At 68.0% G+C, this 19881-nt stretch carries 20 protein-coding genes and 2 tRNA genes; 12 read left to right on the top strand and 10 right to left on the bottom strand.

The window, feature by feature from the left end:
- The first annotated feature begins 67 nt into the window (after window positions 1–67).
- Window positions 68–859: a lysophospholipid acyltransferase family protein gene (locus F0U44_RS20610; protein ID WP_149730273.1), complete on the top strand. Its 792-nt coding sequence runs from the start codon at window positions 68–70 to the stop codon at window positions 857–859.
- A 101-nt stretch (window positions 860–960) separates the two neighbouring features.
- Here the strand turns inward: F0U44_RS20610 and F0U44_RS20605 are convergent, their stop codons facing one another.
- From F0U44_RS20605 to rpmH, 8 genes are all read right to left on the bottom strand, one after another.
- Window positions 961–1986 (bottom strand): ParB/RepB/Spo0J family partition protein, encoded by a 1026-nt coding sequence (locus F0U44_RS20605; protein WP_149730272.1) that lies wholly within the window; start codon window positions 1984–1986, stop codon window positions 961–963.
- The gene (locus F0U44_RS20600) at window positions 1983–2852 is read right to left on the bottom strand and encodes a ParA family protein (RefSeq protein ID WP_246160722.1); all 870 of its coding nucleotides are present in this window, start codon (window positions 2850–2852) and stop codon (window positions 1983–1985) included. Before F0U44_RS20600 ends, F0U44_RS20605 begins: the two co-directional genes overlap by 4 nt.
- Before the next feature lie 290 nt (window positions 2853–3142).
- Window positions 3143–3925, bottom strand: a complete 783-nt coding sequence (gene rsmG, locus F0U44_RS20595; RefSeq protein ID WP_246160720.1) for a 16S rRNA (guanine(527)-N(7))-methyltransferase RsmG — start codon at window positions 3923–3925, stop codon at window positions 3143–3145.
- A 16-nt stretch (window positions 3926–3941) separates the two neighbouring features.
- The gene (locus tag F0U44_RS20590; protein WP_438616539.1) at window positions 3942–4511 is read right to left on the bottom strand and encodes a Jag family protein; all 570 of its coding nucleotides are present in this window, start codon (window positions 4509–4511) and stop codon (window positions 3942–3944) included.
- On the bottom strand, window positions 4481–5467 hold the full coding sequence (gene yidC / locus F0U44_RS20585) for a membrane protein insertase YidC (protein WP_438616538.1): 987 nt from the start codon (window positions 5465–5467) through the stop codon (window positions 4481–4483). Before yidC ends, F0U44_RS20590 begins: the two co-directional genes overlap by 31 nt.
- Window positions 5468–5500: 33 nt before the next feature.
- The gene (gene yidD / locus F0U44_RS20580) at window positions 5501–5776 is read right to left on the bottom strand and encodes a membrane protein insertion efficiency factor YidD (protein WP_149730269.1); all 276 of its coding nucleotides are present in this window, start codon (window positions 5774–5776) and stop codon (window positions 5501–5503) included.
- Entirely contained in the window at window positions 5773–6144 is a 372-nt protein-coding gene (gene rnpA, locus F0U44_RS20575; RefSeq protein ID WP_149730268.1) for a ribonuclease P protein component, read from the bottom strand. Before rnpA ends, yidD begins: the two co-directional genes overlap by 4 nt.
- Window positions 6145–6181: 37 nt before the next feature.
- Window positions 6182–6319 (bottom strand): 50S ribosomal protein L34, encoded by a 138-nt coding sequence (gene rpmH / locus F0U44_RS20570; RefSeq protein WP_149730267.1) that lies wholly within the window; start codon window positions 6317–6319, stop codon window positions 6182–6184.
- A gap of 580 nt (window positions 6320–6899) precedes the next feature.
- Here rpmH and dnaA point away from each other — a divergent pair.
- From dnaA to gnd, 3 genes are all read left to right on the top strand, one after another.
- A complete protein-coding gene (dnaA, locus tag F0U44_RS20565; protein WP_246160718.1) occupies window positions 6900–8450 on the top strand; it encodes a chromosomal replication initiator protein DnaA in 1551 nt (516 codons plus the stop codon).
- Between the two features lie 386 nt (window positions 8451–8836).
- Window positions 8837–9982 carry a DNA polymerase III subunit beta gene (gene dnaN / locus F0U44_RS20560; RefSeq protein ID WP_149730265.1) on the top strand — a complete coding sequence of 382 codons (1146 nt, stop codon included), beginning with the start codon at window positions 8837–8839 and terminating at the stop codon, window positions 9980–9982.
- Between the two features lie 47 nt (window positions 9983–10029).
- A complete protein-coding gene (gene gnd, locus F0U44_RS20555; protein WP_149730264.1) occupies window positions 10030–10911 on the top strand; it encodes a phosphogluconate dehydrogenase (NAD(+)-dependent, decarboxylating) in 882 nt (293 codons plus the stop codon).
- A 9-nt stretch (window positions 10912–10920) separates the two neighbouring features.
- On the opposite strand, the gene F0U44_RS20550 is transcribed toward gnd, so the two are convergent.
- Window positions 10921–11298, bottom strand: coding sequence for a DUF2752 domain-containing protein (locus tag F0U44_RS20550; RefSeq protein ID WP_188113594.1), 378 nt, complete (start codon window positions 11296–11298; stop codon window positions 10921–10923).
- 76 nt (window positions 11299–11374) lie between these two features.
- Entirely contained in the window at window positions 11375–11809 is a 435-nt protein-coding gene (locus F0U44_RS20545) for an NINE protein (protein ID WP_149730262.1), read from the bottom strand.
- A gap of 110 nt (window positions 11810–11919) precedes the next feature.
- Here F0U44_RS20545 and recF point away from each other — a divergent pair, with 110 nt between their 5' ends.
- From recF to F0U44_RS20510, 8 genes are all read left to right on the top strand, one after another.
- The gene (gene recF / locus F0U44_RS20540) at window positions 11920–13059 is read left to right on the top strand and encodes a DNA replication/repair protein RecF (RefSeq protein WP_149730261.1); all 1140 of its coding nucleotides are present in this window, start codon (window positions 11920–11922) and stop codon (window positions 13057–13059) included.
- The gene (locus F0U44_RS20535; protein WP_246160715.1) at window positions 13046–13633 is read left to right on the top strand and encodes a DciA family protein; all 588 of its coding nucleotides are present in this window, start codon (window positions 13046–13048) and stop codon (window positions 13631–13633) included. Before recF ends, F0U44_RS20535 begins: the two co-directional genes overlap by 14 nt.
- Before the next feature lie 268 nt (window positions 13634–13901).
- The gene (gene gyrB, locus F0U44_RS20530; protein ID WP_246160742.1) at window positions 13902–15977 is read left to right on the top strand and encodes a DNA topoisomerase (ATP-hydrolyzing) subunit B; all 2076 of its coding nucleotides are present in this window, start codon (window positions 13902–13904) and stop codon (window positions 15975–15977) included.
- Between the two features lie 135 nt (window positions 15978–16112).
- Complete coding sequence (gene gyrA / locus F0U44_RS20525) at window positions 16113–18743, top strand: DNA gyrase subunit A (RefSeq protein ID WP_149730402.1); 2631 nt, start codon at window positions 16113–16115, stop codon at window positions 18741–18743.
- On the top strand, window positions 18743–19312 hold the full coding sequence (locus tag F0U44_RS20520; RefSeq protein ID WP_149730259.1) for a DUF3566 domain-containing protein: 570 nt from the start codon (window positions 18743–18745) through the stop codon (window positions 19310–19312). Before gyrA ends, F0U44_RS20520 begins: the two co-directional genes overlap by 1 nt.
- A 105-nt stretch (window positions 19313–19417) precedes the next feature.
- A tRNA-Ile gene (locus tag F0U44_RS20515) sits at window positions 19418–19491 on the top strand.
- Window positions 19492–19535: 44 nt separating this feature from the next.
- A complete protein-coding gene (locus F0U44_RS23315) occupies window positions 19536–19658 on the top strand; it encodes a DLW-39 family protein (RefSeq protein WP_223163776.1) in 123 nt (40 codons plus the stop codon).
- Window positions 19659–19676: 18 nt separating this feature from the next.
- Window positions 19677–19752, top strand: a tRNA-Ala gene (locus tag F0U44_RS20510).
- Window positions 19753–19881 lie beyond the last annotated feature (129 nt).

Here is a 19881-nt window from a genome sequence, read left to right as displayed (position 1 = left end):
GGTTTTCGGACCGGTTCTGCCGTGGACCGCAGTTTCATCTGCTAGCGCCGGCTGTCAGACTCGCTCGGTGCGAGACATCACCTACCCGCCCGTCATCGTGACCGCCAAGGTCCTCTTCCGCGTCCTCGGCCAGCGGTTCCAGCTCTCCGGCACGGAGAACGTCCCGAAGCAGGGCGGCGCGCTGCTCGCGATCAACCACACCGGTTACGTCGACTTCATCTACGGCGGCCTCGGCGCCAACCCGTCCAAGCGCCTGGTCCGGTTCATGATCAAGCGCGAGATGATGGACAAGCCCGGCGTCGGCCACCTGCTCCGCTCGTTCCACCACATCCGGGTCGACCGGGCCTCGGGCCTGCAGTCGATGGAGGACGCCAAGCGCTACCTCGAGATGGGCGAGGTCGTCGGCATCTACCCCGAGGCCACCATCTCGCGCTCCTTCGAGATCAAGGAGCTCAAGACCGGTGCCGTCCGGATCGCCGCGGAGACCGGTGTGCCGCTGATACCCGTCATTGTGTGGGGTGCACACCGCCTCATGACCAAGGACCACCCGCGGGACTTCTCGCGCTCGCGCAAGACCATCGCCGTCAAGGTCGGTGAGCCCCTCTACCCGACCGGTGAGGACCCGACGGCCGAGTCCGAGGAGCTGCGTGCGCGGATGGCCGCCATGCTCGACGAGGTCATCGCGGCCTACCCCGAAGACGAGAAGAAGCCCGGCTCCTGGTGGACGCCGGCCCGCTTCGGTGGCTCCGCTCCGACGCCCGAGGAGGCGGCGCGCCTCGACACCGAGGAGCTCGCTGCACGCAAGGCCGCTCGGGCCGCGAAGGCAGCTGAGAAGGCGGCCGAGAAAGCCGCCGAATGAACAAAGCGACTTGTAGATAGGTCTACAAGTCGCTTTGTCGACTTTCGGTGGTTGAGGTGCGAGCGAAGCGAGCCTCGAAACCCGTTTCCGCAGGTCAGAGGCTAGATCGGCCGGTCCGAGCGGTTGCGTGGGTCCATGATGTCGACAATCCGACGCAGATCCTCGAGCGTCGCGAACTCGACCGTGATCTTGCCCTTCGCCTTGCCGATGTCGATCTTGACCCGCGTCTCGAGCCGATCGGCGAGCCGGTCCGAGATCTCCGTGAGGCCCGGCGCGTAAGGCTTGGCGTGGGTCGCTCGCGCCTTCGTCGAGCCGGTGTCGCCCACCGCCACGATCTCCTCGAGCCCGCGCACGCTGATGCCCTCGGCAATGACCCGAGCCGCCAGGCGGTCCTGGATGTCGGCGTCGTCGACGGCCAGCAGGGCCCGGGCGTGACCGGCCGACAGCACGCCGGCCGCCACCCGTCGCTGGACCGCCGGGCTCAGCTTGAGCAGCCGCAGTGTGTTGCTGATCTGCGGGCGGGATCGGCCGATCCGCTGAGCCAGCACGTCATGGGTGCAGCCGAAGTCCTCGAGCAGCTGGGCATAGGCCGCTGCCTCCTCGAGCGGGTTGAGCTGCGAGCGGTGGAGGTTCTCCAACAGCGCGTCGCGCAGCATGTCGGAGTCGTCCGTGGCACGGACGATGGCCGGGATCTTCTCCAGGCCCGCCTTCTGGGCCGCACGCCACCGACGCTCGCCCATGATGAGCTCGAAGGCACCCGGCTCGATCTCGCGCACGACGATCGGCTGGAGGAGGCCGATCTCGCGCACGCTGTGCACCAGCTCGGCCATCGCCTCTTCTTCGAAGACCTGACGGGGCTGGACGTGGTTGGGTCGGATCGAGGTGGGGTCGAGCTCGATGAAGTAGGCGCCCTCGACGGGCACGAGCTCGCGAGAGCCGGTGCGAGCGGACGCCACCGGGGTCGACACGACCGGCGGCTGCGTGGTCACCGTGCCCGGCACGCCCGCGGAGGGGGTGCCGTCAGCGGTACCGTCGCCGACCGGCGGGGGAGTCGCCTCGGGCGGCGCCGTCGGGATCAGGGACCCGAGGCCGCGGCCCAGTCCACGGCGCGGCGCGTTGTTGCTCAAAGCAGGCTCCCTCGGGTCGCGATCTCCCGTGCGGCTTCCAGATAGCTGAGTGCGCCCGGCGAACCCGGATCGTAGGTCATGACGGTCTGCCCGTAGGACGGGGCCTCCGAGACCCGCACCGAGCGCGGGATCGCGGTCTTGAGCACCTGGTCGCCGAAGTGCTCGCGAACCTCCTGGGCCACGCCGGCCGCCAAGCGGGTGCGGGCGTCGTACATCGTCAGCACGATCGTCGACACCGCCAGTTCGGGGTTGAGGTGAGCCCGGACCATGTCGACCGTTGAGAGCAGCTGTCCGAGGCCCTCAAGTGCGTAGTACTCCGCCTGGATCGGGATCATCATCTCCACGCCGGCGACGAGCGCGTTGAGCGTCAGCAGGCCGAGCGACGGCGGGCAGTCGATGAGGACGTAGTCGTAGCGGTCCTCGCCCGCCTCCGCGGCAGTGCCGACCTTGGGATGGGCCAGGATCGCCTTCTTGAGGCGCCCCTCGCGCGCTACGACGCTGACGAGCTCGATCTCGGCGCCAGCAAGGTCGATCGTGGCCGGCACGCAGTCGAGCCCCTCGCAGTCGGGGCAGCTCTTGATGGCTTCCTCAATGGAGAGCCCTTCGACCAGGACCTCATAGGTGCCCGGCGTGCCCTGGCGGTGCTCGATGTTGAGCGCGGTCGACGCGTTGCCCTGCGGGTCGAGATCAATCACGAGGACTCGCTGGCCAAGCTCGGTCAGCGCCGCCGCGATGTTGACGGTCGACGTGGTCTTGCCGACGCCGCCCTTCTGGTTGGCGACCACGAAGATCCGGGTGCCGTCAGGACGGGGGACCGTCTGCCGCTGAATTCCTTGGCGGTAGAACACCGACTGGTGGGCCGCCACCGCAAGGGGAGTCTGGTGGTCATCCAGCGGAGGCGGGAAGTCGGCGAGATCGCCGGCAGTGCGGATCGCGTACCCGGTTTCACGTGAAACGTTGGCTGCCGCTGTTTCACGTGAAACGTCGTCAGAAACTACGTCGTGGGTCTGCTCGGTCGGTTCACCCGACACCGGGGCCTCCTGTGGAAAAGTCGCGTCTAGCTGTGGAAGTTCAGGCTCAGCATGAGGGTTTGGAGCGGTGGAAAACTCTGGGCCGGCTCTGTCGTCGGTGGGTCGCTGCCCACCGAACCGCTCGGTCACGAAGGTCTCCTCTTCCGGCGCGAAGGCCGGTTGTTGTGGCTGGACCGAGCTCCGCCGCGACCCCCAGAAGTCGGCAACGATACTCGCGCTGGGTCCGCCCAGGTAACCCGTACCACCCGGGTCTGTGGACCCTCGTGATCAGCGCCTTGCTCCGGATCGCGAGCATCGCCGGTGAGACCCAGGACCTCGATGAGGGGAGTGGCGCAACCCAGCTTCTTCAGCGTCGCGCCAGCCTCGGCGATCTCGGCCTCAGCGGAGTCCCCCTTCATGGCGATGAGCGCGCCTCGGGGAGCGACCAGAGGCATGCACCAGCCGAGCAGGCGCTCGAGCGGCGCGACCGCACGGGCCGTGACCACGTCGAAGGTCGCGGACCCGTGGAGTGCGTCGGCGCGATCCCGCCGCACCGTCACGTTGGTCAGCTCCAACGACGCCACCACCTCCTCCAGGAAGGTCGTGCGCCGAAGGAGCGGCTCCACGAGAGTCACCTGCAGGTCGGGCCGCGCCATGCCGATGACGAGGCCAGGAAGGCCGGCACCGGAGCCGATGTCGGCCACCGTCGCGTCTTGGGGGAGCGCCGAGGCCATCAGGCCGCAGTTGACCAGGTGCCGCTCCCACAAGCGCGGGACCTCGCGCGGACCGATCAGCCCGCGCACCACCCCGTCGGTGGCGAGGAGAGAGCAGTACTGCTCCACGAGCGAAAGGCGCTCAGCAGGGAACAGGGCCCGTGCCGCAGCCGGCACGGGCCCTGCATCGCCAGCGTCGCCAGCGAGATGTTTCACGTGAAACGCCTGCGGATCATTCCGCCGGGAGCACCACGACGTAACGCCGCGGCTCCACGCCCTCAGACTCGGACTGCAGGCCCGCGGCGGCGACAGCGTCGTGCACGATCTTCCGCTCGAAGGGGGACATCGGCTCGAGGGAGACCGACATACCCGACTCCTTCACCTGGGCCGCGGTCTCCTCGCCGAGCTTCGTCAGGCGGGACCGCTTGTCCGCGCGGAAGCCCGAGATGTCGAGCATCAGACGCGACCGCTCACCGGTCTCGCGGTAGACGGCGAGGCGGGTCAGCTCCTGGAGAGCCTCGAGCACCTTGCCGTCGCCCCCGACCAGCTGCGCCAGGTCAGCGCCCACGATGGAGACCGCGGCACGGTCGGCCTCGACGTCCATGTCGAGGTCGCCGTCGAGGTCAGCGATATCGAGGAGCTCCTCGAGGTAGTCGGCGGCGATGTCGCCCTCACGCTCGAGCCGGGCGACCAGGCTGCTGTCGTCGGTGACGATCTCCGCAGCGGCGGTGTCGGTCGTGGTCTCGTCGAGCTCGGTCTCGGTCTCGGTGCTCACTTGCTGCCTCCCTGGTTGGGCTTGGATCCAGTGCCCGGCTTGCCGGACTTCCGCTGTGCGCGCGTCTGCCGCGAGGGCTGCTGGCGCTGTGCGGGACGACGTTCGGTGTCCTCGACCTCGGCACCTTCCGCGCCGGGCTCGTAGGACGGGTACTTCTCGGGGTGCTTCGCGGCCTTGGCCTTGTCCCGGTCCTGCTTCGCCTTGAAGGCGGGCGTGCCGGGAGCGGGGTTGTTGCGGATGACGTAGAACTGCTGGCCCATCGTCCACAGGTTCGAGGTCGTCCAGTAGAGGAGGACACCGACCGGGAACGCGACACCACCGAGGCCGAAGGCGACCGGGAGGATGTAGAGCAGCATCTTCTGCTGCTGCGCGTAGGGGCCGCTGAGGGCGTCGGCCGGCATGTTCTTGGCCATGAGCTGACGCTGGGTCGTGAAGGTGGTCGCCGTCATCGCCAGCACCAGGATCGCCGCGACGATCATGACGGGCGCGTTGGCCGCGTCGCCCCACGTGCGGGAGCCCCAGAAGGTGTCGGCGAGCGGAATCTTGTTGAAGACCTCGGCGTTGGCAAAGCTCTTCGCTCCGTCGGAGTCGAGGAAGCCGTGCGCCTTGCCGCTCTTCGCAGCCTGGTCGATGAGGCGGAAGAGAGCGAAGAAGATCGGCATCTGAAGCAGGATCGGGAGGCACGAAGCGAACGGGTTGGTGCCCGCGTCCTTGTAGAGCTTCATCGTCTCCTCGGCCAGCTTCTGCCGGTCGTGGCCGTACTTCTTCTGCAGCTCCCGCACCTTCGGCTGGATCAGCTGCATGTTGCGGCTCGACTTGATCTGCTTCACGAAGAGCGGGATCAGGGCTGCACGGATCACCAGGGTCAGGCCGATGATCGACAAGGCCCAGGAGGCGCCGCCATCGGGATCGAGACCGACGAGGGTCAGCAGCTCGTGCCAGCCGAGCAGCACCGCCGAGATGATGTAGTACAGCGGCACCATGATGAAGTGGCCGATGTCGCCGAGGATGCCCACTCAGACTCCTTGTTCGATGTGTTCACAGTGCGCCGCACTGCTGCGGCCCCGTGATGCAGGGGATTTGGGGGGGACGTGGTCGACCCCGCCGGCCGCCCACGGGTGACAGCGGGCCAGGCGGCGGACGGTCAACCAGCTGCCCTTGACGCTCCCGTGGGTCTGCACTGCCTCGAGTGCATAGGCCGAGCAGGAGGGGTAGTAACGGCAGACCTCGCCGTAGAGCGGGCTGATCAACGCTCGGTAGCCGCGCAGCAGCGCGACCAAGACCCACTTCACTGACCCGCCTGTCCGGAGCCGGCGTCCGCGCCGAGGCTCCTGTCCAAGCAACGGTCGAGGTCGGAAGCGAGTTCCTCGAAGGAGGCGGCGCCCGCCGCCGGTTGCGCTCGTACGACGACCAGCGCGTCCGGCTCCAGGCGAGAGACCCGCGCTCGGGCCAGGTGGCGGAGTCGGCGCTTGACCCGGTTGCGCACCACGGCGTTGCCGACCGCCTTGCTCACCACGAAGCCCACCTGAGCCGGAGCTCCGGTGGGCGTGGCCGCGACAGCGACATGGGTGACCAGGGTGCGCGAACCCGACCGACGGCCCGCCTTGACGGCGTGTCGGAACGCGGTGGGATGCGCCATCCGTTGGTCGGCAGGCAACACGGTGCCCTCCAAGGGGCGGGGGCGTGAGCCCGCCGATTCAGACCGCGAGGTCCTTGCGGCCCTTCCGGCGACGGTTCGACAGGATGCTGCGGCCGGCGCGGGTGCGCATCCGCAGGCGGAAGCCGTGCACCTTGTGACGACGACGGTTGTTCGGCTGGTACGTCCGCTTGCTCACGATGGACCTCTCAAATGGAAAGTCTTGGGAAGGGCCATCCGACGTAGCCCGGTGACGGCGCGCAGGGAAGCGCTCCGCCCGATGTACCTGGTGACAGCTTCGGCTGGCACCGCGCGTCCGCGGAACACCCCCTCCGAAGAGGGAGACGGCCACGGACATGCGGCACCGGTCGACACCGGATGACCGCCCAACGGTACGCGGCACGCGACAGACGGGTCAAACCGGCGAACCGTCGAACCTACGCCAACTCGGCGCATGGGCGCCGACACCCCGCCGAAAGAATGTGGACGGCATCGTGAGAACCTGTGGAGAACCGGTTGATCCACAGGTCATCCGGGTCTAGGTTCGACCTCTCCGGGATTCCCCGCCGGTTCGGGTGGCACCAGCACCCACGCGTCGACGTCGACGTCGGCTGTAGATCAACGAACTAGCGGTTGACCTGCGCAAACGCGTGATGTGAGGCCCTCCGGGACGGCCTCGGCAAGGCGTTGCCCAGGGCAACGACCACCAGTGCACAGCCTGTGGACAAAGTTGTGGAGGTAGCACCCGCCGAGGGGTGCACGAGTCGGGAGAGGACGCCGTGACGGGCAGCGACGAGCACGTGGACAACCGCATCGACCACGGGAGCGAGGCACCCGGTGCCGACCCGGCACTCGCCCGCCTCGAGGAGGCCTGGCGTGCCGTGATCGAGGAGCTGCAGGCGCCTCAACGCGCCTGGCTCCAGGCGAGCCGGCCGGTCACCCTGCACGGCACGACCGCGATCGTCGCCGTCCCAGACGACTTCACCCGCAAGCGTCTGGAGGGCCGGGTCCGGGGTCATCTCGAGGACGCACTGACCGATCGGTTCGGTCATGACGTGCAGCTCGCGGTCACCGTCGACCCGACGCTTCTCTCCGAGCACCCCGACGTCGCACTCGTCCAGGACCCGCCGCCCGTCGACGCCCCGGCACCGGAGACAAGTGGATTGAGCGACATGTCGACAAATCGACATGTCGATTCATCGACGTACGACGGTGCGCCCGTCTTCGACACCGGGCGCAACACGTTCCCGCCGGCGGCGCCCACCTCGAGCGGCCAGACGCCGCACCCACCCGAGTCGCGCCTCAACCCCAAGTACACGTTCGAGACCTTCGTCATCGGCTCGTCCAACCGCTTCCCCCACGCCGCAGCGGTGGCCGTGTCCGAGGCGCCGGGCAAGTCCTACAACCCGCTGCTCGTCTACGGAGACTCAGGACTGGGCAAGACCCACCTGCTCCACGCGATCGGCCACTACGTCCGCAGCCTCTATGCCGGCGCCAAGGTCCGCTACGTGAGCTCCGAGGAGTTCACCAACGAGTTCATCAACTCGATCCGCGACGACCGGCAGGACCGCTTCAAGAAGCGCTACCGCGAGGTCGACGTCCTTCTCATCGACGACATCCAGTTCCTGCAGGGCAAGACCCAGACGCAGGAGGAGTTCTTCCACACCTTCAACTACCTGCACAACGCGCAGAAGCAGATCGTGCTGACGTCCGACCAGGCGCCGAAGAAGCTCGAGGCGCTCGAGGACCGTCTGCGCAATCGGTTCGAGTGGGGCCTCATCACCGACGTGCAGCCGCCCGACCTCGAGACCCGGATCGCGATCCTGCGTAAGAAGGCCGCGATGGACCGCCTCACGGCGCCCCCGGACGTGCTGGAGTTCATCGCCAGCAAGATCCAGACCAACATCCGTGAGCTCGAGGGTGCGCTGATCCGCGTCACCGCCTTCGCCAACCTCAACCGGCAAGACGTCGATCTGACGCTCGCGGAGATCGTCCTCAAGGACCTCATCCCCGAGGGCGGCGAGCCCGAGATCACCGCTCCGCTGATCATCGCCCAGACCGCTGCCTATTTCGGCCTCTCCATCGAGGAGCTCACCGGACCCAGCCGCGGCCGTCACCTGGTCATGGCACGACAGATCGCGATGTATCTCTGCCGCGAGCTCACCGGGCTGTCGCTCCCCAAGATCGGCGCCCAGTTCGGCAACCGCGACCACACGACGGTCATGTACGCCGAGCGGAAGATCAACCAGCTGCTCGGAGAGCGACGTGCGGTCTTCAACCAGGTCAGCGAGCTCACCAACCGCGTGAAGATGACAGCCCGCCAGGGCTGATCCCGAAGCGCGCACTGGCCTGTGGACGAAACACACGAATTGGTGCGAACTACACGGGGAGGATTCTGTGGTCGCACCGGTCCTGTCATTCCACAGCCGCCAGCGCTCCACACCTCGCCCTACGAAGTGCCGCCGAACTCCACACCCGATTGCACAGCCCAAAACCCGCTCTCACCTGCGTCGGGACGTGTTCTCCACAGATTCCACCGACGCTATGACCACTCCCATAATTCCTACGCTCCGAATCGACATCAACAATCTCTGCGCCTCCCCACTGTGGACAACCGCCCTCGTGGCAGGATGCTCCCACCGCGACACGCGTGTAATTCCCCGCACGACGGTGTCTCCCGTGCCGCTGCACCACCGACTTCCTCTAAGGACGCATCGTGAAGTTCCGTGTCGACCGTGATGTCTTCGCCGACGCCGTCGCCTGGGCTGCTCGCAGCCTCCCGGTCCGCCCGAGTGCTCCGGTGCTCGCTGGCCTGCTGATCGAGGCGGGCGACGAGGGTCTGGTCCTCTCCACCTTCGACTACGAGACGTCGGCTCGTGCGACGTTGCTGGCGGAGGTCAACGACGAAGGCTCTGCCCTCGTCAGTGGCCGACTCCTGGCTGACATCTGTCGCAGCCTCCCGGCCAAGCCGGTCGACGTCGTGCTCGAGGGCACGCGTGTGTCGCTCACCTGCGGCTCCGCGCGCTTCTCCCTCCAGACGATGCCCGTCGAGGACTACCCATCCATCCCCTCGATGCCCGCTGCTACCGGCACCGTCGCCAGCGACGAGTTCGCCCACGCTGTCAGCCAGGCGGTCACCGCCGCCGGCCGCGACGACATGCTCCCGGTCCTCACCGGCGTGCGCATCGAGATCGAGGGCGACACCATCGCCCTTCTGGCCACCGACCGGTTCCGCCTCGCTCAGCGTGAGCTGTCCTGGAACCCGGGTCAGCCCGACGCAAGCCTCGCGGCCCTCGTCCCGGCCAAGGTGCTCGGCGACACCGCCAAGTCGCTCACGGCCGGTCCCGAGGTGACCATCGCGCTGTCGGCCAGCGGCACCGGCGACGGTCTCATCGGTTTCGAGGGCAGTGGTCCCGGCGGCGTCCGTCGTACGACGACCCGCCTCCTCGACGGCGAGTTCCCGAAGGTCCGCAGCCTCTTCCCGAGCGAGCGCCTCACGACCGCGAAGATCGACAAGCTCAAGCTCATCGAGTCGCTCAAGCGCGTCTCCCTCGTCGCGGAGCGCAACACCGCGGTCCAGTTGGCGTTCAAGGACGGTGTCCTCACGCTCGACGCCGGCTCGGGTGACGAGGCGCAGGCCTCGGAGTCCGTGGAGGCGCAGATCGAGGGCGACGACCTGGTGACGGGCTTCAACCCGCAGTTCCTGCTCGACGGCCTCGGTGCGATCGACGAGTCGATCGTCGAGCTCGCCTTCACCCAAGCCTCGAAGCCGGTGGTCCTCACCGGCACCGCGGACGAGGACGCGTCCGACACCGCTGGGTCGTTCCGCTACCTGCTCATGCCGCGCCGCCTCCTGGGCTAGCCGCGCTAGCGTCCCTCCCAACACGTCGACCAGGTTGGGGAGCGCACATGGACATCGGACTCATCGGTCTCGGCAAGATGGGCGGCAACATGCGCACGCGGATGCGCGACGCCGGCCTGACGGTCGTCGGTTATGACCGCAATCCCGAGCTCTCCGACGTCGACAGCCTCGAGGCGCTGGTCGACGCGCTCCCCAGTCCGAAGGTGGTCTGGCTGATGGTGCCGGCAGGCGATCCCACGCGGTCGACCATCGCCGACCTCAAGGAACTGCTCGGCGAGGGCGACCTCGTCGTGGACGGCGGCAACTCCAAGTACACCGACGACGCGATCAACGCTGCATCCCTCGCGGAGAAGGGCATCGGCTTCGTCGACTGCGGTGTGTCCGGCGGGGTGTGGGGCCTCACGAACGGCTACGCCCTGATGTACGGAGGCGCGGAGGCCGACGTGGCGAAGGTGATGCCGGCGTTCGAGGCGCTCAAGCCTGCCGACACCACCGATGGCCTCGTCCATTGCGGCACGACGCCGGGCGCGGGGCACTTCGCCAAGATGGTTCACAACGGCATCGAGTACGCCATGATGCAGGCCTACGCCGAGGGCTGGGAGCTGCTCGACAAGGTCGACATCGTCGACAACGTGCCCGAGATCTTCGCCTCCTGGCGCACGGGCACCGTCGTCCGTTCCTGGTTGCTCGACCTGCTCGTCGACCAGCTCCGCGCCGACGAGCACCTCGACCAGCTCAAGGGCTACGCCGACGATTCCGGCGAGGGCCGGTGGACCGTCGAGGCGGCGATCGAGAACGCCGTACCGATGCCGGCCATCTCCGCCAGCCTCTTCGCCCGCTTCGTCTCGCGCCAGGAGGACGACGTCGCGATGAAGGCGATCGCCGCGATGCGCAATGGTTTCGGCGGCCACGCCGTCAAGAAGGGCTGACGCCTGCCGCTAAATGGCGAGGACGAGCCTGACCAGGCCGAAGGCCAGCCAGACTCCGCCGATCGTGAGTGCGACCGGATGGCGCAGGACCTTGTCGAGGTCGGGCGGCGCCTGTCGTTGAAGCCGGCGGCGGACGACAACCACCGCGAGCGCGAGGATGCCGGCGACGACCACCAGGCCGAAGGGGTTGGACGCGAAGGAGTCGCGCCACCAGCCGTGGGCGGCGTAAACCCAGGACCGGGTGAGACCGCAGCCAGGACAGGGCAGCCCGGTCAGCGCGCGGAACGGGCAGATGACCGGCCCGTCCTCGATGTGCTCGGGGGACAGCGCGAAGGACACCCCGATGCCGACGACCCCGGCCGCAGCGACGGCGTCCGCGAAAGTCACGCGGGACTGCCGTCGGAGGAGGCCAGCTACCTGGGGCTCCTCAGAAGCGGACGGGGTCGTCTGGGTCATCTCGAGATCAGCGGAAGGGGCGGCCGTCGACGTCGTGCTGCTTGCGCAGCGCGAACATGATCAGGTCGTAGATCGCCCAGATGCCGCAGCCACCACACGTGAACAGCTTGCCGAGGCCGAGGCCGGTCTGGCCGAGGTAGAACCGGTCGACGCCGAAGCTGCCGAGCAGCCACGACAGCAGGACAACGGTCAGCCACTCCTTCTCGGAGTAGAGCCCGGGCACGTCCTTGGCCGCGATGTACTGCTGCGCGTCGGCCGAGCGGACGGGGGTGTCGGCCTTGATCTGGTTGGAGACCGCCATCTGGGCCAGGGTGTTGAAGTCCAGCGGACCCTGCTCCTGGCCGAGAAGCGAGATGTAGAACGGGCCGCCCGGGTTCATGGGGGCGGCGGGGACGGGGGCGCCATAGCCACCCGGCGGCGGCGGAACAGGAGGTTGAGTCATGAGACGCAGCCTAGGTCGCTGGGGAGCACTTCAAACATCATTCGCGCGACGCGGTCGTAAATCCGGGGCCGCCGCGCCGCGCTGTCCGCACCGAGAGGGATGATGGCGACGTGCACGTCTCGCACCTGACCCTCCACGACTTCCGGTCGTACGGCGACGTCGAGGTCCCCCTCGAAGCCGGCGTCACGGCTTTCGTCGGTCGCAACGGTCAGGGCAAGACCAACCTGGTGGAGGCGATCGACTACCTGTCGCGCCTCTCGTCCCACCGCGTCGCGACCGATGCGCCACTCATCCGGGCCGGCGCCGACCAGGCCCTGGTGCGGGCGGCGGTCGTCCGCGACGGGCGTACCGCTGTGCTCGAGGTCGAGCTCAACCCCGGGCGTGCCAATCGGGCGCGCATCAACAAGTCGCCGCTGACCCGCGCGCGCGACATCGTGGGCATCCTGCGCGCGGTGGTGTTCAGCCCCGAGGACCTCGCGCTCGTGAAGGGCGACCCGTCCGAGCGGCGACGGTTCCTCGACGACCTCCTCGTCCTCCGCACCCCGCGGCTGGCGGGCGTCCGGGCCGACTACGACCGGGTGCTGAAGCAGCGCAACAGCCTGCTCAAGACGATCTACGCCGCTCGCGGCAGCAGCCGCGACGCGGCGCTCGCGACCCTCGCCGTGTGGGACGACCAGCTGATCGCCACCGGCACCGAGCTGCTCGAGGCGCGTCTCGCGCTCGTGGCCGACCTGGCGCCGTACCTGGGCAAGGCCTATGAGGCGGTTGCTCGGGGCGCGAGCCGGGACGACGCGCGGGTCGTCTACAGCGCGAAGGTCGAGGCTGCGCCCGACCAGTCGACGAAGGACGCCTTCCGGGCCGAGCTCGACCGCCGGCAGCACGAGGAGATCGGCCGCGGGCTGACCCTGGTCGGCCCGCACCGCGACGACCTGCTGCTCACGCTCGGTCCGGGGGAGGACAACCGACTGCCGGTCAAGGGATATGCATCCCACGGGGAGTCGTGGTCGTTCGCGCTCGCCTTGCGGCTGGCGTCCTACGACCTGTTGCGCGCCGACGGCGACGACCCGATCCTGATCCTCGACGACGTCTTCGCCGAGCTCGACAGCGATCGTCGCGATCAGCTCGCCGAACTGGTGGCCGGGGCCGAGCAGGTCCTTGTCACCGCGGCGGTTGAGGCGGACGTCCCGGGCATGCTGTCGGGGACGACCTACGCAGTGGCCGGAGGGGAGGTGACGCGTGTCCACGGATGACGAGGCTGACAAGACGCCCAGCAAGACGGCCGCCGAGTCGCCGGACGAGAGTCACCGCACCGACGGGCTCGACCTGGCGCGGGCGATGATGCGCGGTGCCGTCGTCCCCGGCGCACCGGCTGCGCGGTCCAACCGCTGGAAGCGCAAGCCCGGTTCACCGACGCAGCGCGCTCGCCGCGGGAGCGAGGGTGGGATGAGCGGCGCCTACCCCGACGACCGGGACCCCCAGCTGCTCGGCGGAGAGATCAGCCGGCTGGTCGGCCAGCGCGGGTGGGGGCTCGACCTGCAGGTGCGGGGCGTCTTCGCGCGGTGGACCGAGGTCGTCGGCGCAGAGATCGGCGCCCACTCCGTCCCCGAGACGCTGACCGACGGCGTGCTCGTGGTCCGGACCGATTCGTCGGCCTGGGCCACCCAGCTCAAGCTGCTCGCGCCGACCTTGGTCAAGCGCCTCAACACCGAGCTCGGCGACGGCACGGTGACAGTGGTCGAGGTGCTCGGACCCAACGCGCCGAGCTGGAAGCACGGTGCTCGCGGACTCCGCGACGGACGCGGCCCCCGCGATACCTACGGCTGAGCGATCTGGGCGGCCCAGGAGCCCCGGTCGTCGTACCCGGGGCTGGACCGGCCCCTGTTCGGGCCTCTCAACCGCCTCAGATCGGCGCTCAGCGGCACATTTCATCCACAGACCCCCCACTCACGGGATGGGCAACGTGTTCTGAGCCACTTTGAGCGGTATCATGGCGCTGAGGCCGGGCGCACGCCCCTAAAGCGTGAGCGACGGCCTTCTGTGTGTCCAGATCCTGACCATATGAGGTGCCGTGACCGACGAGCAGAACCCCAACCTGAGCCCGATCCAGGGCAATGGCAACACCCCGCTCGGCGACTACGACGCATCGGCGATCCAGGTCCTCGAAGGACTGGAAGCAGTCCGCAAGCGCCCCGGCATGTACATCGGGTCGACCGGTGAGCGTGGTCTCCACCACCTCATCTGGGAGATCGTGGACAACGCGGTCGACGAGGCCCTCGCCGGCTACTGCGACACGATCAACATCACGCTCCGCGCCGACGGCGCGGTGAGCGTCACCGACAACGGTCGTGGCATCCCGACCGACACGGCCCCGGGCCAGGAGCTGCCGGCCGCCACGCTCGCACTGACCGTGCTCCACGCCGGTGGCAAGTTCGGCGGCGCCGGCTACAAGGTCTCCGGTGGTCTCCACGGTGTGGGCTCGTCGGTGGTCAACGCGCTGTCGTCCAACCTGCACCTCGAGGTCAAGAACCGCGGCTTCCTGTGGGAGCAGTCGTTCACCCTCGGCACCCCCGACTACCCGCTGCGTCAGGTGCGTCCTCTCGAGGAGGGCGAGCAGACCGGCACGACGGTCACATGGACCGCGTCGAGCGAGATCTTCGAGACGACCAACTACAGCCTCGAGACGATCACCGCGCGGTTCCGCGAGATGGCCTTCCTCAACAAGGGCCTGCGGATCGTGCTGCGCGACGAGCGCCCGGCCGCCGAGGAGATCGCTGAGGCGATCGAGGACCCGACCATCGTCGGTGACACCGACGCGCCCGACGACCTGCACGCTGCCGACGGCGACGGACACCGCGTGCTCGAGCAGGTGTTCCAGTACGACCGCGGTCTGGCCGACTACGTCGACTTCATCAACCGGCGCAAGAACGTCATCAGCTCGGTCATCTCCTACGAGGCCGAGACCGGCGACGCTGTCCCCAACCCGATGAGCCTCGAGCTCGCGATGCAGTGGCAGAGCACCTCCTACAACGAGTCGGTGCACACCTTCGCCAACACGATCAACACCCCCGAGGGCGGCACCCACGAGGAGGGCTTCCGCGCCGCACTCACCTCACTGGTCAACCGGTGGGGCGAGGAGTGGGGCCTGATCAAGAAGAAGGAGGACCGGCTGACCGGTGACGACATCCGCGAGGGTCTCACCGCGATCATCAGCCTGAAGATCTCCAACCCCCAGTTCGAGGGTCAGACCAAGGCCAAGCTCGGCAACACCGAGGCCAAGGGCTTCGTCCAGTCGGTCGTCAACGACCAGATGGGCGCCTGGCTCGAGCAGAACCCCGCCGAGGGCAAGGACATCATCCGCAAAGCCCAGGCCGCGGCGACCGCCCGCATCGCCGCGCGCAAGGCGCGCGACCTGGCTCGCAACCGCAAGGGCCTGCTCGGCGGCGGCAGCCTCCCCGGCAAGCTGTCGGACTGCCAGTCGACCAACCCGGAGGAGTGCGAGGTCTTCATCGTCGAGGGTGACTCGGCCGGTGGGTCCGCGCGCCAGGGCCGCGACCCGCGGATCCAGGCGATCCTGCCGATCCGCGGAAAGATCCTCAACGTCGAGAAGGCGCGCATCGACAAGGTCCTGGGCAACCAGGAGGTCCAGTCGATCATCTCCGCGCTCGGCACCGGCATCCACGAGGAGTTCGACGAGGCCAAGCTGCGCTACCACAAGGTGGTGCTCATGGCCGACGCTGATGTCGACGGCCACCACATCAACACCCTGCTGCTGACGCTGCTCTTCCGGTTCATGAAGCCGCTCATCGAGCACGGCTACGTCTACATGGCGCAGCCGCCGCTCTACCGCCTGCGCTGGAACAAGCCGCACGAGCACGAGTTCGTCTACTCCGACGCCGAGCGCGACCTGCTCATGCGTGACGGCACCGAGCAGGGCAAGAAGCTGCCCAAGGAAAACCCGGTCCAGCGCTACAAGGGTCTCGGTGAGATGAACGCCAAGGAGCTGTGGGAGACCACGATGGACCCGTCCCAGCGACTGATGCTCCAGGTGACCCTGGAGGACGCTGCCCAGGCCGACGAGATCTTCTCGATCTTGATGGGGGAGGACGTCGAGCAGCGTCGGTCCTTCATCCAGCGCAACGCCAAGGACGTTCGCTTCCTCGATATCTGAGTGTCTAGCAGATTCCTTAGATATCGATAGAACGACGCAGAAAGAGCAATCGTGACTGAGACCCAGAGCAACCTCGGCGGCGGCGACGGACCGGGCCCCGGCGGCCGGATCGAGCCCATCGAGCTGCAGACGTCGATGCAGCGGGCCTACATCGACTACGCCATGGCCGTCATCGTCGGCCGCGCGCTGCCCGACGTACGTGACGGCCTCAAGCCCGTGCACCGCCGCGTGCTCTACGCGATGTACGACGGCGGCTACCGCCCCGACCGCGGTTTCTCGAAGTGCTCGCGCGTCGTCGGTGACGTCATGGGTCAGTACCACCCCCACGGTGACACCGCGATCTACGACACCTTGGTGCGGCTCGCGCAGCCATGGGTGATGCGGGCACCGCTCGTGCAGGGGCAGGGCAACTTCGGCTCGCCGGGTAACGACGCCGCCGCCGCGATGCGTTACACCGAGTGCCGGATGGCGCCGCTCGCGATGGAGATGGTCCGCGACATCGAGAAGGAGACCGTCGACTTCCAGCCCAACTACGACGGTCGCTCGGAGGAGCCGGTCGTCCTGCCGGCGCGCTTCCCCAACCTGCTCGTCAACGGGTCCGCGGGCATCGCCGTCGGCATGGCCACGTCGATCCCCCCGCACAACCTGCGTGAGGTCGCCGCCGGAGCGCAGTGGGCGCTCGAGCACCCTGACGCCTCGCGGGAGGAGCTCCAGGACGCGCTCATCGAGCGCATCAAGGGCCCCGACTTCCCCAACGGCGCCCTGATCGTCGGTCGCGAGGGCATCGAGACCGCCTACCGCACCGGCCGCGGCTCGATCACCCAGCGCGCGGTCATCGAGGTCGACGAGGACGCCAAGGGCCGCACCTGCCTGGTCGTGACCGAGCTGCCCTACATGGTCAACCCCGACAACCTGGCGCTCAAGATCGCCGAGCTCGCCGACTCCGGCAAGGTCCAGGGCATCAGCGACGTCCGCGACGACACCTCCGACCGCACCGGTCAGCGCCTGGTCGTCGTCCTGAAGCGCGATGCGGTCGCGCGCGTCGTACTGAACAACCTGCTCAAGCACACCGAGCTGCAGACCAACTTCAGCGCCAACATGCTCGCGCTGGTCGACGGCGTGCCGCGCACCCTGAGCGTCGACCAGTTCATCAGCAACTGGGTCGAGCACCAGATCGAGGTCATCCGGCGTCGGACCGAGTATCTCCTGCGCGAGGCCGAGAAGCGGGCCCACATCCTGCGCGGCCTCGTCAAGGCACTCGACATGCTCGACGAGGTGATCGCCCTGATCCGGCGGTCCCCGGATGCCAATGAGGCACGCGAGGGCTTGATCGCCCTCCTGGACATCGACGAGATCCAGGCCACCGCGATCCTCGACATGCAGCTCCGCTCGCTCGCCGCGCTGCAGCGCCAGCAGATCATCGACAACCTGGCCAAGATCGAGATCGAGATCGCGGACTACCAGGACATCCTCGCCAACGTCACCCGCCAGCGGGCGATCGTCTCCGAGGAGCTCGCCGAGATCGTCGAGAAGTACGGCAACGACCGACGCACCCAGATCATCGCGGCCGACGGCGACCTGTCCATGGAGGACCTGATCCCCGACACCGAGCTGGTCGTCTCGATCACGCGCGGCGGCTACGCCAAGCGGACGCTCGCCGACCAGTACCGCACCCAGAAGCGGGGTGGAAAGGGAGTGCGCGGTGCCAGCCTGCGCGGCGACGACGTCGTGGAGCACTTCATCGCCACGACCAACCACCACTGGCTGCTCTTCTTCACGACGGCCGGTCGTGTCTACCGGACCAAGGCCTACAACCTCCCCGAGGCGTCGCGCGACGCCAAGGGTGGTCACGTCGCCGGCCTCCTGAGCTTCCAGCCCGACGAGTCGATCGCGCAGGTGCTGGCGATCCGCGACTACGAGCAGGCGCCGTACCTCGTCCTCGCCACGCGCAACGGCCTGGTGAAGAAGACCCGCCTGGGCGACTACAACAGCCCGCGCCAGGCCGGCGTCATCGCTATCAACTTCCGCGAGGAGGACGACGAGCTGATCGGCGCCGAGCTGGTCAGCCCCGACGACGACATCCTGCTCGTCTCCCGCAAGGGTCAGGCGATCCGCTTCTCCGCTCGCGACGATCAAATCAGGCCGATGGGGCGCGCCACCTCGGGCGTGACCGGGATGAAGTTCCGCGACGGCGACTCGATGCTGTCCATGTCCGTCATCCGCTCGGGCGCCGAGGTGACCGCACCTGACGTGCCGACGCACTTCGTCTTCACCATCACCGACGGGGGCTTTGCCAAGCGGACCCCGCTCCTCGTCAACATCGACAAGGACGGAGCCCCGCGACCCACCTACCGGACGACCGGTCGAGGCGGTGTCGGCATCAAGGCGATGAAGCTCGAGAACGAGGCCCGTGGCGTGCTCGTCGGTGGATTCATCGTGGAGGAGGGCGACGAAATCCTCTCGATCACTGCTAATGGTCAGGTGGTGCGCAGCCCGATCGACGACAACTTCCGGTCGACCGGCCGCGACTCCATGGGTGTGAAGTTCGTGTCGCCGAAGTCCGGTGACTCCGTCGCGGTGGTCGCCCGCTCCGTCGAGTCCAAGGTCGACGACGAGGACGAGACCGCAGGCGCGACGCCCGCCGAAGGTGCTGATGGCGGCGAGACGGACGAATCGTCGGTTTCCACCCCGGATGCAACAATCGAGGCGGAAGAGCCCGTCGACTCGGGCGACAGCGGGGACAGCCCCGGCGAGAGTGAGGCTTGATGACGGACCGCATCAAGGAGCCGTCGACGGTGCCCGTGCCCACGAGCGCACCGGAGAACAAGACCAGTGACGCTCCGCGCCCGAGGTTCGGCAAGAAGGCGCAGGCAGCGGCTCAGGCCGCCACCCCGGTCGGCGCTCCGCTGCCGCCTCCGCCGCACGCGGCCGTCTCGCCCGACCACCGCCCCGCAGCTCCGCGCGGCCCGCGCCGCGCCCGGCTGCGGCTCACCCGGATCGACCCGTGGTCGGTCATGAAGACGTCGTTCCTGCTCTCGATCGCCTTCGCGGTCGTCACCGTGGTCTCGGTCGCGATGGTGTGGCAGGTCCTCGGCGCCGCTGGTGTGTGGGAGTCGATCAACAGCACGATCCAGGAAGGCATCGGCGGCGAGGACGTCTCCACCTTCGCGATCCAGGACTACGTCGGCACCAGCCGGGTCCTCGGCTTCACGATGTTGGTCGCGGCCATCGACGTCATCCTGATCACCGCCAGCGCCACCCTCACGGCCTTCCTCTACAACATGGCCGCCGCCCTGCTGGGTGGCATCGAGGTCACCCTGGCCGAGGACGTCTGAGCCGGACCGTTCCAGGGCGGCGCCCGATTCGGTCCCTCCGCCCATCGTCCGGTAACGTTCCTCCTCGGTCTACGGATGGGGCTTCCACCCTGACGTAGACCACCCGGGCCTATAGCTCAGACGGTTAGAGCGCTTCCCTGATAAGGAAGAGGTCACAGGTTCAAGTCCTGTTAGGCCCACTCAACGCAAGGTCCATCCGTGGCCAACTCCAGAGGAGGAACGCATGCTCAAGAAGCTCGTTCTCACGGCACTCGCCGCGGCTGGCGTCGCGTTCGCAGTCAGGAAGCTCCAGGAGAGCAAGGCGGAGCAGGCCCTCTGGGCCGAGGCCACCGACCAGCTCTCCTGACCTGGCTTTCCCCACCCGGGGGCCTTGGCGCAATTGGTAGCGCACCTGCTTTGCAAGCAGGGGGTTAGGGGTTCGAGTCCCCTAGGCTCCACCATGTGATGTGTCGAGACAAAGGGGACACCTTAGTCGCGGCACATGTGTCAGTCAAAGAGCTCCCGGCCCTCGGCCCGGGGCTCTTTGCGTGTTGCGCCAGTAGGTCTTGGTCGGGTCCATGCAGTTGGTG

Origin of the sequence: Nocardioides humilatus, from assembly GCF_008373755.1 — a bacterium.
Classification (GTDB): domain Bacteria; phylum Actinomycetota; class Actinomycetes; order Propionibacteriales; family Nocardioidaceae; genus Nocardioides; species Nocardioides humilatus.
The sequence above is the reverse complement of the archived record's forward strand: the minus strand, read 5'-3'. Positions and strand labels throughout refer to the sequence as shown.